Here is a 15,048-nt window from a genome sequence, read left to right on the forward strand (position 1 = left end):
CGTCGGTATCACAGGCGCGCAACGAACTTCGTTGCAGCAGGGCGGAACGGCCGCTCGGTCCGCACCACCCCATCATTCGGCCACCCCGAACCCGCCGCCGCCCGGCGTTTCGATAAGGAACGCGTCCCCCGCCGCCATTTCCACCAGCGCGGTCGACCCCAGCGTCTCGACCGAACCGTCCGTGCGCCGCACCCGATTGATCCCCGCCGCCCCGTCCGCCCCGCCGGCCAGTCCGAACGGCGGCACGCGGCGACGGTTGGACAGGATGCCCGCCGTCATGCCCTCGCGGAACCGGACATGGCGCACCACGCCGTCCCCGCCACGCTTAGCGCCCGCGCCGCCCGATCCCCGCCGGATCGCGAAGCGTTCGATCAGCACCGGGAACCGGTCCTCGAACACTTCCGGGTCGGTCAGCCGGCTGTTGGTCATGTGGGTCTGCACAGCACTCGCTCCGCCGGCCGCGGCACTCGCCCCCGCCCCGCCCGCGATCGTCTCATAATATTGATGCGTAGCGTTGCCGAACGTGAAATTGTTCATCGTCCCCTGCGATGCCGCCAGCAGCCCCAGCGCCCCGTACAGCGCGTCGGTCACCACCTGACTCGTCTCGACATTGCCCGCCACCACGGCGGCGGGATAGCGCGGGCTGAGCATCGACCCGTCCGGGATGATGACGTCCACGCTGCGCAGGCAACCGTCGTTCATCGGCATCGTACCGCCCACCAGCGTGCGGAACACATACATCACCGCCGCCCGCGTGATCGATCGCGGCGCGTTGAAATTGGTCGGCAACTGATCGCTCGTGCCGGTGAAATCCACCGTCGCGGTCCGCGCCGCCCGGTCGATCGTTACCGCCACCCGCACCACCGCACCACCGTCCAGTTCATAGGCGAACGTCCCGTCCGGCAGGTCGGCGATCAGCGCCTTCACCGCCGCATCGGCATTCGCCTGGACATGCTCCATATACGCCGCGACCGTCGCCAGCCCATACGCCGCGACCAGCGCATCCAGCCCCGCCTGCCCCCGCGCGCAGGCGGCGATCTGCGCCCGCAGGTCCGCGATGTTGCGGTCCGGATCGCGCGCCGGATACGCGCCCCCGCCCAGCAATGCCCGCACCGCCGCCTCGCGGAACATGCCTTCGTCCACCACCAGCACGTCGTCGAACAGCACGCCTTCCTCCAGCACCGACGTGCTGCGCGGCGGCATCGATCCGGGGCTTGACCCGCCGATATCGGCATGGTGGCCGCGCGCCGCGACGAAGAAGTCCGGCGCATCGGACCCATCGGCGAACACCGGCATCACCACGGTCAGGTCGGGCAGGTGCGTGCCGCCGGCATAGGGCGCGTTCAGCGCATAGACGTCGCCCCGCCGGATCCCGCGCCCGTCCACGGCGGCCCCGCGGTTGGCGATGATCGTCCGGATGCTGTCGCCCATCGACCCCAGATGCACCGGAATATGCGGCGCATTGGCGATCAGGTTGCCGCCCGCATCGAACAGCGCGCAGGAAAAATCGAGCCGTTCGCGGATGTTCACCGACGATGCGCTGTGCTGCAACGCCGCGCCCATCTCCTCGGCGATCGCCATATACTGCCCGTCGAAGATCTCCAGCCGCACCGGGTCCAGTTCCGGCCCGACCGTCGTGCCCGCCACCCGGTCCACCCGGTCCAGCATCAGGTTGCCAAGCGCGTCCACCCGCGCCGCCCAGCCCGGATCGACGACCACGGTCGAGGTCGCATCGACGATCAGCGCCGGCCCGGCCACCACCGTGCCCACCGGCAGCGCCGCGCGGCGTCGCACCGCCACGTCGCGCGCCGCCCCGTCCAGCCAGGCGGTCGCGGTCTCCGCAACGTCCACGCCGTCCGTCACCCAGTCGGCATCGTCCCCGCCGTCACCCGGCTCGATCGCCTCGATCCGCAGCATGTCCAGCACCGGTATCGCGTCGCTGGCATAGCCGAACCGCGCTCGGTACGCCGCGGCATAGGCTGCCGCCATCATGTCCACGGCGCCCAGCGGCACCTCGATCGCGCTCTCGCTGCCCGGCTGGCGCAGGTGCGCGCTCCCCTCGATCACGGCATTCGCAATGCCCTGCTCGGCCAGTTCCGCGCGTGCCGCGTCCGCCAGCGCCGCCACCGCCTCCGCGATCGCCGGCTCCGCCCCGGCATCCAGCGCGATGCCCAGCGTCCGTTCCCGCACCGCCGATTGCCGCGCCAGCCCCATGCCATAGGCGGACAGCAGGCTGGCATGACGGTGAACCATCACGCGGGTCATGCCCAGCGCGTCCGCCACCAGGCACGCATGCTGCCCGCCCGCCCCGCCGAAACAGGCGAGCGTGTAGCGCGTCACGTCATGCCCCCGGGCGGTCGATATCGTCTTGATCGCATTGGCCATGCTGGCGACCGCGATGGCCAGGAACCCCTCCGCCGCTTGGCTGGCCGGCATGTCGAGCCCCAGCGCGGCGAGCCGTTCGACCACCGCGTCGCGGTCCAGCGGCTGGTCGCCCGCCGGCCCGAACAGGCTGGGGAAATGCTCCGCACGGATCCGCCCGAGCAACAGGTTGCAGTCGGTCACCGTCAACGGCCCGCCGCGGCGGTAACAGGCCGGCCCCGGCACCGCGCCTGCCGATTCCGGCCCGACCCGGAACCGACCCCGTTCGACCGAACAGATCGATCCGCCGCCCGCCGCGACCGTGTGGATCCGCATCATCGGCGCGCGGATGCGGACACCGGCCACCACCGCCTCGTTCGTCCGCTCATACCGACCGGCATAATGCGAGACGTCGGTCGACGTGCCGCCCATGTCGAACCCGATCACGTGCGGAACGCCCGCCGCCTGCGCCGTATGCGCCATTCCGACGATCCCGCCCGCCGGCCCTGACAGGATGGCGTCGCGCCCATGGAACAGCGCACCGTCGACCAGCCCGCCGCTCGACCGCATGAACAAGGTCTGCGCGTCCGCACCCAGCGCGGCGCGGACATGATCGACATAGGCCGCCAGCCCCGGCGACAAATACGCATCCGCCACCGTCGTATCGCCGCGCCCGATCAGCTTGACCAGCGGTCCCACGACATGGCTGACCGATATCTGCGTGAACCCGACGTCACGCGCGATGTCCGCCACCAGCACCTCATGCGCCCGATGCCGGTGCCCGTGCATCAGCACGATCGCGATTGCCCGGAACCCCGCGTCATGCGCCGCCGCCAGGTCCGCCCGCACCGCTGCCGCATCCGGCGCCTGCAACACCACGCCATCGCCCGTCACCCGCTCGCCGATCTCAACGACACCGTCGTAGAGCGGCTCCGGCAACCGGATGTCGCGCGCGAAGATGTCCGGTCGGTTCTGGTTGCCGATCCGCAGCGCGTCGCCGAACCCTGCGGTGATCGCCAGCAGCGTGCGCGCGCCCTTGCGTTCCAGCAGGGCGTTGGTCGCCACCGTCGTCCCCATCCGCAGTTCCAGCGGCGGCAACGGCCCTTCCGCCCTGCCGGTCAGCCGCCGGATGCCCGCCACGGCCGCGTCGTCGTAGCGTTCCGGGTCCGCCGACAGCAGCTTGGCGGTGCGAATCGTCCCGTCCGGCGCACGCGCCACGATGTCGGTGAACGTACCCCCGCGATCGACCCAGAACCGCCACATCATGTCCGCACCCACTTCCTTCATCGCGCGGCGCTCAGCGCGCGGTCAGCAGCGTGTCGAGACGACCGGTGCCCTTGCCCATCTTCTCCAGCCGCGGATATTTCGGCCCGTCATAATAAGGGATCGCCACCGTGCGGAACCGGTCGCCGTCCTTGACCAGCAGCTCGATCGGAGTCCGGCGCGTCTGCGCGTTCTTCACCGCCGCCTTCAGCGCATCGCCGCTATACGCCTGGCCGGCAACCGCGGTGATGACGGCGCCGTTGGTCAGCCCCGCCTTGAACGCCGGGCTGTCCCAGATCACCTGGCCCAGCGCACCGTCCGCCCCGGCCGTGAACCCCAGCGAGTAGGTAAGGTCGCTGTTTTTCGCGCTCTTCTCGTTGTTCGTCCACCACGTCGTCGGCTCCGCGGCATAGACCAGCCGGTAACCGCCCTTTTCCAGCCAGCCGAGCGGCGCACGCGGCGCGATCCGGTTGACGCGCGTATCAAGGAATCCGTTCCAGTCATAGGGCACGACCCGGTTCAGCGTCGCTGCCACCTCCGCGAAATCATAGGTCAGCACGCCCCAGTCGCGGTCGTTCACGCCGAAGAACAGCTTGGCGAAATCGTCCAGCGACTTCCGGCCGCCGGTCAGCTCGCGGATCTGCATATCGGCATCCAGCCAGATCAGCAGGCCTTCATTGTAGTAATCCTCGGACCGCTGCCAGCTGACCCACGGCTGCGGCCGACGCGCTGACAGGATAGGATCGTTGGTCGTGTCGACCAGCGGCCGCCACGACCGGCCCGGCCGCTTGTCCAGCGTGGCGGCGATGGACGCATAGGCAGCCAGCGTATCCTCCTTGGACACCAGACCCGACCGTGCCTGCAGGACATAGCCCCAATATTGGGTCTGTCCCTCATACACCCAGAGCAGCGAATTGCGCATCGGCTCCGAATATTCGGCAGTATAGAGGTCCGCGCCGCGGCGATACTTGCCGTCCCAGCTGTGGGTATATTCGTGCGGCAACAGATTGCGGCGGCCCGCCCCGTCGTCCCATTTGGTGAAGTAACCCGGCGTCACGCCGTTTTCGGACGAACGGTGATGTTCCAGCCCGATCCCGCCCATCTTGTCGGTGATCGCCAGCAGGAAATCATAATGGTCGTAGTGCTGCGCGCCGAACAGCCGGGTCGCCTGCGTCACCAGGTTGCGATGCTTCTGGATCTGGTCTGGCGTCGCGGCCAGTTCCTCCGGCGTATCGGCGACGATGTTCAGCCGCACCCCCGGCGCCAGCGTTTCCTGGCGGAAATTGATGCCGGCGAACATCGGACTGTCGACCAGCGTCTCGAACGACACCGGCTTGAACGCCACCGTACCCGTCGCCGCCGGATCGACAGGTTCCAGCGCCACACCGTATTTCCAGCCGGCGGGCAGGATGGCGGTTGCCGCCACCGGGATCTGCCGCACATAATAGCCGGCGGGGTAGAAGGCGGTCAGGTTCCACTGCAGGTTCAGCATTTCGGGCGTCATCACCACCCGGCCCTGCGCGCCCGCCACCGGCGATACATATTGGAACTCGACCGTAAGTTCGGTCGCACCCTGCGGCACGTCGACATGCACGGCATACACCTCGACCGGGTCGCGCTTCCACGGCAGCACCTGCCCGCCGGCGCTGATCTTCAGCCCCGCCACGTCGTCGATGCTGCCGCGCGGCGCATGGTTGCCGGGCAACCATTTGGGGTAGAGCAACGTCATGCGCCCCGCCTGCGCCACCGGGATCGTCTCGCGCACTGCGAAGATGCCGCGCCGGATGTCGGTCGCGTCCACCACCAGGTTCAGCGTTCCCGGATACGCCACGTCGCGCGCCGCGGGCACGTCGTCCGGCACCGGCAGCACCGCTGCCATCGTCTGCCGCGGCTGCGCGCCGGCGGCAAAGGCGGTCAGCCCGGTGGACAGCAGCAGGACGGCCTGCACGGCAAGGCGAACGGGGCGGACGGGACGGAACGACATCGGCAGCGGATCTCCGGCGGAAACGGACAGGCGCCCGGGATGAAGCGCCCGCCCGCTCCCGTCAATCCATCGCCCGGACGTTCGCGCCGCGCGACGACGGGTCCGCATGCAAAAGGAAGACGGCGGCGCACTGTCGCCCGGAGCACCGCCTGCATCCACAAAGCGATGCGGCGCACCATAACCAAACGGTAGGTCCGGAGTGAAGGGCGACGGCCTTGTCTGAAGGGGTCGCCCCCGCAGGGGCCTGGTGGACAGGGTAGGGTTCGAACCTACGTAGGAGAAACTCCGGCAGATTTACAGTCTGCTGCCTTTAACCACTCGGCCACCTGTCCATGGGCGTCCCTGCGGGAGGCGGCTCAATGGCGGACGGGATGCGGGCTGTCAACGGCTCCTGTCACCTCCGCCACGCCACCGGCGGAAGTTTCGGTGCGACCATCATGGCATCTGCGCCACAGCCGGGCTAAGGGCCGCCATGCGCAAAGGTCATCGCCCCTCATCCGCCGCCCCCGGCCGCCCCCGTATCTGGGGCAAGCATCCGGTACTCGCCGCCCTCGCCAACCCCAATCGCGACATACGCCGCGTCTGGGGCACGCAGGAGGCGCTAGCCGGGCTGGATATCGACAAGTCGATCCCGGTCGTCTTCGCCCAGGGGCCCGACCTCGGCCGGCTCGTGCCCAGCGACGCCCCCCATCAGGGCCTGGTGATCGAGGTCGAACCGCTTCCCGACATCTGGCTGGGCGACTTGCTCGAACTCGGGCAGGACAATGAACGCCCGCTCGTGATGCTCGATCAGGTCACCGATCCGCACAATGTCGGTGCGATCATGCGATCCGCGCTCGCCTTCGGTGCGCTCGGCCTCATCACGCAGGATCGCCATTCGCCGCCCGAATCCGGCGCGCTCGCCCGCGCGGCATCCGGCGCGCTGGAGGTTCTGCCCTGGATCCGCGTCGTGAACCTTGCCCGCGCGCTCGATGAGATTGCGGAGGCCGGCTACTGGCGCATCGGCCTGACCGGCGACGCTCCCCGCACGCTGGACGATGCACTGGGCACCGCGAAGCTTGCGCTGGTGATGGGTTCGGAAGGCGAAGGCCTGCGCGCCAACACCCAGACGCATTGCGACACGCTCGCCCGCCTGCCGATCAGCGACGCGGTCGAAAGCCTGAACGTGTCCAACGCGACCGCGATCGCGCTCTATGCCGCGGCAACGCGCAAATCGGCCTGATCCACGCGCAACCCGAAACGTCGGTACCCCGGCGCAGGCCGGGGAACGATCATCGAACACGTGGCAAGGGGCAACGCGCAACCGCGTCACCCCGCCCCTCAATCCTCCGCAGGAATGGTGATCTTCAGCCCGTCGAGCGAATCGTCGAACGGGATCTGGCACGACAGGCGCGACAGGGCCACGCGCGCGTCCGAACTGTCGAGCAGCTCGTCCTCGTCCGGATCGATCGGCGGCAACAGATCGGCAAAGGCCGGATCGACCACGACGTGGCACGTCGCGCACGAACAGCATCCGCCGCACAGCGCGAGCAGTTCGTCGATGCCCGCATCGCGCACGACTTCCATCACCGACAGGCCGGTTTCGCCTTCGATCGTCCGTTCGGTGCCGTCGCGCGTGACGACAATCAACTTGGGCATTAGGGCATCCTTCCGACGAAGCGTTCGGATCGCGCTATGTCCGCGCGTCGGACCGAACGCAAGGGCAGCAGGACACGAGTCGGAACGATGGGACTGAACGCCGACGATCTGAACGCCGGCCTCGCCGCGCTGGCCGTAATCGAACCGGCCTTTGCCGCCGGGATCGGACGGATCGGGATGCCCGCGCCGCGCATCTACGAACGCGGTCATGCCACGCTGCTGCGCACGATCGTTGGGCAGCAGGTCAGCGTCGCGTCCGCCGCCGCGGTCTGGACGCGACTCGAAACGCTCGTCGGCCCCGGCCTGCCGCTCGACGTGCTGGCGACGATGTCGGACGAGACCCTGCGCACCGCCGGGCTGTCGCGCCAGAAATCCGGCTACGCCCGCAGCCTGGCGGACGAAGTGCTGACCGGCCGGCTCGACCTGTCCGCACTGCCCGCCGACGACGAGGCGGCGATCGCGGCACTGGTCGCGGTCAAGGGCATCGGGCGCTGGTCCGCCGAAATCTACCTGCTGTTCGCGGAAGGGCGGCCCGACGTCTGGCCCGCCGGCGATCTGGCGATCCAGATCGAGGTCGGGCGGCTGCTCGGTTTGCCCGCGCGACCCACCGAACGCGAAACCCGCACGCTTGCGGAACCGTGGCGTCCGCACCGTGGCGCGGCGGCCATCTTCGCCTGGGCACATTACAACACGCCGGTGCTCTGATGCCGTGCCGTCCCGTGCCGGCCGGCTGGGCAAGATTGCGGCAATCCGGTATCGGATTGTAAACCGGTCGTCGTGCAGGACCGAGGAATGGATACCGGAACGGACATTGACCGCTACCAGTCGGCATCACGCCATGACAGCGACCACGACGCGCTTGTCGCCAGCGCGGACGCGGACCGCGCGGCCGTGATCCCCGCGCGACTCGATTACCCCCCCGCCCCGACCGCCCGCGCCGCCTTCGCCCCCGATTTCGGCCGCCGCTTCGCGATCTTCGGCGATGCGGAGGAGGAGTTCGACTGGACCCGACCGGTCCGGCGCGAGGCGCAGGCGACCACCGCGATGCTGGCGCTGCCTGCCGCTAACCGGCGCTTCGTCGATCGTGGCATCGTGCCGACCTATCTGGTCGATTATCCGGTCGTCGATACGCCCGCCAGTGCGGACGCGGTCCGCACCATGATCGACGCGGGCGAATGCGAGGTCGGGACGCAGCTCCACCCCTGGGTCAACCCGCCGCACGACGAACCGGTGTCGCAACCCAACAGCTTCGTCGGCAACCTGCCGCGCGCGCTGGAACGCGCGAAGCTCCACGCGCTGACCGATCGCATCCAGGCCGCGACCGGCATCCGCCCGGTCATCTACCGCGCCGGCCGCTATGGCATCGGCCCGAACACCGCCGAACTGCTGGCGGAGGCGGGCTACCGGCTCGACGTGTCAGTCCGCGCGTTGTTCGACTATAGCGAACAGTCCGGCCCCGATTTTCGCGGGCATCCCGTCTGGCCGTGGTGGATCACGCCGACCCTGCTCGAAGTGCCGCTGACCGCCGGCTATACGGGCGTCCTCCACCGCCACCGTGCGCTACACCGCCATGTCGCGCTCCGCGGCCCGCTCGCCCGCCTGGGCCTGCTCAGCCGCGTCGCGCTGACCCCGGAGGGCATGCCGCTGGCCGAGGCGCTGGCCGTGATCGACCGGCTGCTCGACGAAGGCGTGACGCTGTTCAGCCTTTCCTTCCACACGCCCTCCGTCGTGCCGGGCCATACGCCCTATGTCCGCGACCAGGCCGACCTGACGGCATTCTGGACGTGGTGGGACAGGGTGTTCGACCGCTTCGCCGCCCGCGGCGTCCTGCCGGCCCGGGCCAGCGAGATCCTGGCGGCGGCGGTTACCCATTAGCTTCGTCTGAAATTAAACAGATGCTGGCCAGAGCAGAATGGTTTTTACCAAGAACCGCCTATCACGAGCGCAGTCGAGGGACCCGTCGAGCGTAGCCGAGACGGCCAACAGCGCCCTTCGACTACGCTCGGGAAATGTGCCCCGACTTCGCTCGGCATGAATGGGTTTTGCAATAGCGCAACCAAAACACCGCCTTTTACCGCCGCAGCAGCAGCCGCAGCGCCTCCATCACGGTCGCCCGCGCAAACGCGAGCACCAGCCCGACATAGACCGCCCCGCCGACCGCGATCAGCAGCACGAGCCGCCACCCCACGCCGGGCAGATCGACCATCCGATCCACCGCCACCACCGCCAGCGCCATCATGATCGCAGCACCCAGTCCGGGCGCCACCGCGCGCAGCATCGCCCGCGCGGTCACGCCGATCACCGGCATCGCCAGCCGGGCGGTCGCCAGCATGAGCAGCGGCGTTCCCCACGCCCATGCGCTGGCCAGCCCGATCCCGCCGCCGATCGCGAAGATGCCGACCAGGAACGCCGCCGGCATGATGACCGCGCCACATGCGCTGACCTTCACCTGGATGCCGGGCTGCCCCAGCGCGGTCGCCGCAGGGGAAAACAGGATCTGCATCGCCAGCGCCGGCATCGCCAGCGCCACGATCCGCACCAGCGGCACCGCCTCCGCCCATTTCGCGCCCAGCACCGTGAGGATCAGCGGTTCCGCGGTCGCCGCCAGCCCCAGGCAGAAGGGCGCTGCGATCAGCATCACGATCCGCGCGGCTTTCTCGAATCCGTACGCCACCGCCGCCCGGTCGTTCTGGATCCGCGCATAGGCGGAAAACGCGACGTCGTTCAGCGGCGGGATGAACTTGGACGTCACGATCTGCGACAGGAACAGCGCGGTCGTATACAGCCCCAGGTCGTGCGGCGCGAGGGCACGCCCGCCGATCGCCACGTCCGCCTGCGTCTGCACGAACCACAGGAACTGGCTCAGGATCATCGCACCGCCGAACGCCCAGGTGCCGCCCATCCCCGCGAACCGGAAACTCGGCCGCACCAGCGCGCGCGCCGCGATCGTCATGCCGATCGCCCGGGTCCAGAACAGCGCGATCGGCGCGGCCACCAGCGTCCAGACCCCCGCACCGGCCAGCGCACAGGTCAGCGCGGTCAGCGCGCCGGCGATCGCACCGGCGAAATTCACCTGCGCCTCCCGCCGGAAATCCATCCGCCGCGCCAGCAAAGCCGACGGCAACGCGATGAACGGCGTGGAAAGATAGATCAGCGCCTGCACGCGCAGCATGTGCGTGACGATCGGCTGCCGGAAATAGGCGGCTGCCAGCGGCGCCAGCAGCACCTGCGCCAGCGCGATCGATCCGTTCAGCACGATCAGCAGGCCGAACACCTGCCGCACCTGCCGGTCGTCGATTTCCTTCGCCTGGATCAGCGCGCTCGCAAAACCATATCCGCAAAGCAGGTTCAGCAGCACCAAGATGCTCTGCGTCATCGCGAACAGCCCGTAATCGGCCGGCTGCAACAGGCGGATGACGAAGAACGTCGCCGACCACATCACCATCTGCGCCGCGAACTGGCTGCCCGACCGCCACAGCACGGCTGTCATCACCCGTCTGGCAAAGCCTCCCGGCTCGCCGCCAGCGTCCGTGATTCCCTCGTCCCGCACCATCTCGCTCATAGCGCGATTGTGCCCGGTTCGGGTGCACGAAGAATGAAGACGCACCCGAACGTCGCGTCCGGCTGTCCGGTCCTATGACTGCACGGATCGCAAAGGGCTCGGTAACGCTTCCGCACTAGGATCGCGGCGATTCGCCACCCTATGAAAGTCCCCATGCATCTGGACCGCATCCATGCCGCGCCATCCGCCACGACCACGCTGTGCGTCCGCGCGGCCGATGCGGCCCAGGTGCCCGGCCTGATGGCGGACTGGGCCGCGCTGGTCGCCCACGCGGCCGAGCCCAATGCCTTTGCCGAACCCTGGTTCGCGACGGCGTCCACCCACCTGGCCGGGGCCGGCGACGTCCGGCTGCTCGTCGTGCGGCAGGGGGACGTGCTCGTCGGCCTGCTGCCGGTCGTGGTCGCCCGGCATTATGGCCGGCTGCACGTCGCGCACATCCAGAACCACCTCCATTATCACAGCTTTCTTGGCACGCCATTGATCCGCGCGGGGCAGGAACGGCTCTTCTGGTCCGCGATCCTCGACCTGCTCGATACGGCGCGCTGGGCCTGCGGCCTCCTCCACCTGACTGCGATCACGGAAGACGGCCCGGTCCACCGCGGGCTGGCGGCCGCCGCCACCGCGCGCGGTCGGCCCTGCGATGTCGTCCACCGCCACGAACGCGCGCTGCTCCAGTCCACGCTCGGCCCCGGTGCCTATTACGAACGCACCGTCCGCAAGAAGAAGCGCAAGGAAATCAGGCGGCTCGAACAGCGGCTGGCCGAATGCGGCACCGTCACCACGCGTCACTTCGCCCCCGGTGACGATCTGACGGCCTGGACCGACGCGTTCCTGGCGCTGGAGGCATCCGGGTGGAAAGGGGCGGCAGGCTCCGCGCTTGGCAGCGGCCCGGAAACCACCGCCTTCTTCCGCGCCGCCCTTGCCGGTGCGCAGGCCGCGGGCCGGCTCGACCTGCTGCGCATCGATGTCGACGGGGCGCCGGTCGCGATGCTGGTCAATTTCCTGACGCAGCCCGGCGCCTTCTCGTTCAAGATCGCCTTCGACGAGGGCTATGCCCGCTTCTCGCCCGGCGTCCTGATCCAGATCGCGAACTACGCTATCCTCGACCGCCCCGAGATCCTCTGGATGGACAGTTGCGCCGTCGAAAACCACGCGATGATAAACAGCCTGTGGGGCGAACGCCGCGCGCTGGTGCGGCTCTCCGTTCCGCTGTCCGGCCCGCGCCGCCGGCTGACATTCGCGACGTGCAGGCTGGCCGAACGGCTTTCCGCCCGCATCCGCACCCCCCGCCCCCATCTCCAGCCGGAGCCCGCCGATGCCGCATGATCCCGTATTCGGCCCAGCCGACCTGTCGGATTTCCGGGCGATGTATCCGGAACGCGCCGGACGGATCGGGCATAAGCTGGCCGATCACCCCGCCTTCGCGCTCGACGCGCTGGTCGATCTCGCCAGCCGGCTCGACCCGCGCCAGGTCGAATATAATCGCGGCGACCTGCCCGTCGGGGTCGATCCGGAAGCGGACGTCGCCAACGGGCTGGATATCGCCGCGACGATCCGGTCGATCGAGAACAATGGGTCGTGGATGGTCCTGAAATTCGTGGAACGCGATCCGCTCTACCGCGCGCTGCTCGAAGAAACACTGCACGAACTGCGCGGCGTGGTGGACCCGACCACCGGGCCGATGCTGAAGATGGAAGGGTTCATTTTCGTGTCGTCACCGAACGCGATGACCCCGTTCCATTTCGATCCCGAACATAATCTGTTGCTGCAGATGCGCGGGACCAAGACCATGACCGTCTTCCCGGCCGACGATCCTACCATCGCCGGCCCGGTCCAGCACGAAACCTTCCACATGGGCGGCCACCGCAACCTGCCCTGGCAGGACGCCTTTCTGGCAAAGGGTATCGCGGTCGACCTGGAACCCGGTCAGGCTGTGCATGTGCCCGTCAAGGCGCCCCATTTCGTCCGCAACGGCCCGGCCACGTCGATTTCCTTCTCCATCACCTGGCGTTCGGAATGGAGTTACCGCGAGGCAAGCGCCCACGGCATGAACGCGCTGCTCCGCCGGGCTGGCGTCGACCCCGCCATGCCCGCCCGCTATCCAGCCCAGAACCACGCAAAGTCGCTTGCCTACCGCGCGATCGGCAAGGTCCGCAACGTCTTGGATCGCGCGTGACCGGAACAGGATCGCGCGCCAACCTACAGTCGTCCCGGACTTGATCCGGGATGACCGCGAAGACATCAACTCAGTGCTTGAACCGGTGCACCACCGCCACGATGATCGCACCCACTACGACACCGACCAAGCCGTCACACGCAGCGGTTACCGCCCATGACAGCGCGCCGCCGATCGCGGGCACGGCCGCAGCCGCAGCCGCCGCCCAGTCGTGGATCAAGTGCGCAGGCCCCGTGATGCCGAACACTTCCAGTCCGTGCACCAGTATCTGGCCGCCGACCCACAGCATCGCTGCGGTACCGATGATGCCCAGCGCGCGCATCAGGATCGGCATGCCCTTCACCAGCCCGCGGCCGAACATCGCCACGCCGGACGACGGCTTGCGTGCCAGATACAGCCCGATATCGTCCATCTTCACGATCAGCGCGACCGCGCCGTAAACGGCGACGGTGATGAGCACGCCGACCAGCGCCAGCACGATCGCCTGATTGAGGATCGTGCCGGATGCGACTTCGTTCAGCGCGATGACCATGATTTCGGCGGACAGGATGAAATCGGTGCGGATCGCGCCGCCGACCTTCTGTTCCTCCAGCGCCTTGCTATCCAGCGTCGCCGCCGCCTCGTCGGCAACGTCGTGACCGCCGCCGAACGCCTCCAACAGCTTCTCGGCGCCCTCGAAACACAGATATGCGCCGCCGATCATCAGGAGCGGGTTCAGCCCCCACGGCGCGAACGCGCTCAACGCCAGCGCGACCGGCAGGATGAACAACAGCTTGTTGCGCAGCGATCCCTTGGCGATCCGCGCGATGATCGGCAGTTCGCGGTCCGGGCTGAACCCCACGACGTAATTCGGCGTCACGGCGGCATCGTCCACCACCACGCCCGCCGCCTTGGTGCCCGCCTTGCCCGCGGCTGCACCGATATCGTCCAGCGACGCCGCCGCCAGCTTCGTGATTCCCGCAATATCGTCCAGCAGGGCTACCAGTCCCGATGCCATGTCATGCTCCCTGTGTTCGATATTTCAGGCGGCTTCGCCGGTCATTCCGCCAGTAGCGGCGGGGGCGCGGCACTGGCAAGGCCGCCTCCCCGCCGTTTCAGCGCCAGATTTCGCCGTTCGCGCCCGGCCCGGTATAGGCGACCAGCAGGTCCGTCCCCGCCCCCAGCGTCAACGCCGTGTCGCCATCCGCCAGCCACACACCGCCCGCGGTGAAGGTTTCGCCGTCGATCGTCCCGTCGCCGGCCAGCGGCACCAGCCAGATCGGCCGGCCATCGCTGCGCAACGTCCCCTCGCCCGTGCAGGACCAGCGTTCCAGCACGAACTTGGGACTGTCGGCCAGCATCGTCCGCCCGTCCGCGATCGGCTTCGGGGTGTAGGGCGGCACATAGGGGACCGCGTCCGACACGGCCACGCCGTCGTCCAGATGCAGTTCGCGATCACTGCCATAATCATACAGCCGGTAGGTCAGGTCGACATTCTGCTGCACCTCGACCAGCGTCAGGCCGGGCCCGATCGCGTGGACGGTGCCCGCCGCGGAATAATAGAATTCGTCCTTCTTGATCGGATGCCACACCATCTTCTCGTTGATCGACCCGTCCAGCGACGCGGCGCGCAGTTCGTCCGCCGTCATGGGTTCCTTGGTGCCGATCGCGATCGTCGCATCCGGTTCGGCCGCCAGGATCACCCAGGCCTCGCTCTTGCCCCGGGGGTAGCCCCGCGCCTGCGCCTGCGCATCGTCGGGGTGGACCTGGATCGACAGCTTCTGGCTGGTGAACAGATATTTGACGAGCAGGTCGGTATCGCGCCCGTCCGGATGCTGGAACCAGATTTCACCGACCGGGGCACCCCCCGGCGCCACCGGGTCGAACCCCGGCCACAATGTCTCGCGTCCCCATGGCTTTTCCACGCGCTTCGTTTCCAGACGGACGGCCGGCATCGCACTCTCCTCCACATGACCCCGAAAGGGATCGTCCCGGCGGGAACGTACCGCCTGCGCCAGAGGTTTCAACGGCGTGATCGGCGGACTGGACTTAATCCCGATCAATCGGCAGAGGATCGATATGCGC

11 protein-coding genes and 1 tRNA gene are annotated in these 15,048 nt (G+C 68.4%); 5 read left to right on the forward strand and 7 right to left on the reverse strand.

What is annotated here, in order from left to right:
- Positions 1-72 precede the first annotated feature (72 nt).
- From BKY59_RS14745 to BKY59_RS14755, 3 genes are all read right to left on the reverse strand, one after another.
- Positions 73-3,627, reverse strand: coding sequence for a hydantoinase B/oxoprolinase family protein (locus tag BKY59_RS14745; protein ID WP_076072869.1), 3,555 nt, complete (start codon positions 3,625-3,627; stop codon positions 73-75).
- A 31-nt stretch (positions 3,628-3,658) separates the two neighbouring features.
- Entirely contained in the window at positions 3,659-5,608 is a 1,950-nt protein-coding gene (locus tag BKY59_RS14750) for a M61 family metallopeptidase (protein ID WP_076072870.1), read from the reverse strand.
- Positions 5,609-5,853: 245 nt separating this feature from the next.
- Positions 5,854-5,940: transfer RNA gene (locus BKY59_RS14755), tRNA-Tyr, on the reverse strand.
- 140 nt (positions 5,941-6,080) lie between these two features.
- Between BKY59_RS14755 and rlmB the strand changes: the two genes are divergently transcribed.
- On the forward strand, positions 6,081-6,830 hold the full coding sequence (gene rlmB, locus BKY59_RS14760; protein WP_076072872.1) for a 23S rRNA (guanosine(2251)-2'-O)-methyltransferase RlmB: 750 nt from the start codon (positions 6,081-6,083) through the stop codon (positions 6,828-6,830).
- A 98-nt stretch (positions 6,831-6,928) separates the two neighbouring features.
- On the opposite strand, the gene BKY59_RS14765 is transcribed toward rlmB, so the two are convergent.
- Positions 6,929-7,246: a 2Fe-2S iron-sulfur cluster-binding protein gene (locus BKY59_RS14765; protein ID WP_076072874.1), complete on the reverse strand. Its 318-nt coding sequence runs from the start codon at positions 7,244-7,246 to the stop codon at positions 6,929-6,931.
- Between the two features lie 87 nt (positions 7,247-7,333).
- On the opposite strand from BKY59_RS14765, the gene BKY59_RS14770 reads away from it, so the two are divergent.
- A complete protein-coding gene (locus tag BKY59_RS14770; RefSeq protein WP_076072875.1) occupies positions 7,334-7,951 on the forward strand; it encodes a DNA-3-methyladenine glycosylase family protein in 618 nt (205 codons plus the stop codon).
- Between the two features lie 87 nt (positions 7,952-8,038).
- On the forward strand, positions 8,039-9,121 hold the full coding sequence (locus BKY59_RS14775) for a polysaccharide deacetylase family protein (RefSeq protein ID WP_129586408.1): 1,083 nt from the start codon (positions 8,039-8,041) through the stop codon (positions 9,119-9,121).
- A 196-nt stretch (positions 9,122-9,317) separates the two neighbouring features.
- Here the strand turns inward: BKY59_RS14775 and BKY59_RS14780 are convergent, their stop codons facing one another.
- Positions 9,318-10,736: a lipopolysaccharide biosynthesis protein gene (locus BKY59_RS14780; protein WP_240500121.1), complete on the reverse strand. Its 1,419-nt coding sequence runs from the start codon at positions 10,734-10,736 to the stop codon at positions 9,318-9,320.
- Positions 10,737-10,949: 213 nt separating this feature from the next.
- Between BKY59_RS14780 and BKY59_RS14785 the strand changes: the two genes are divergently transcribed.
- Both BKY59_RS14785 and BKY59_RS14790 read left to right on the forward strand, forming a co-directional pair.
- The gene (locus tag BKY59_RS14785) at positions 10,950-12,134 is read left to right on the forward strand and encodes a GNAT family N-acetyltransferase (protein ID WP_240500122.1); all 1,185 of its coding nucleotides are present in this window, start codon (positions 10,950-10,952) and stop codon (positions 12,132-12,134) included.
- Entirely contained in the window at positions 12,124-12,984 is an 861-nt protein-coding gene (locus tag BKY59_RS14790) for a cupin domain-containing protein (RefSeq protein ID WP_076072879.1), read from the forward strand. Before BKY59_RS14785 ends, BKY59_RS14790 begins: the two co-directional genes overlap by 11 nt.
- Before the next feature lie 70 nt (positions 12,985-13,054).
- Here the strand turns inward: BKY59_RS14790 and BKY59_RS14795 are convergent, their stop codons facing one another.
- Positions 13,055-13,981, reverse strand: coding sequence for a DUF808 domain-containing protein (locus tag BKY59_RS14795; protein ID WP_076072880.1), 927 nt, complete (start codon positions 13,979-13,981; stop codon positions 13,055-13,057).
- Between the two features lie 97 nt (positions 13,982-14,078).
- A complete protein-coding gene (locus tag BKY59_RS14800) occupies positions 14,079-14,918 on the reverse strand; it encodes a class I mannose-6-phosphate isomerase (protein ID WP_076072882.1) in 840 nt (279 codons plus the stop codon).
- Between the last annotated feature and the right edge of the window lie 130 nt (positions 14,919-15,048).

Origin of the sequence: Sphingomonas montana (genome assembly GCF_001956315.1) — a bacterium.
Taxonomy (GTDB): domain Bacteria; phylum Pseudomonadota; class Alphaproteobacteria; order Sphingomonadales; family Sphingomonadaceae; genus Sphingomonas_R; species Sphingomonas_R montana.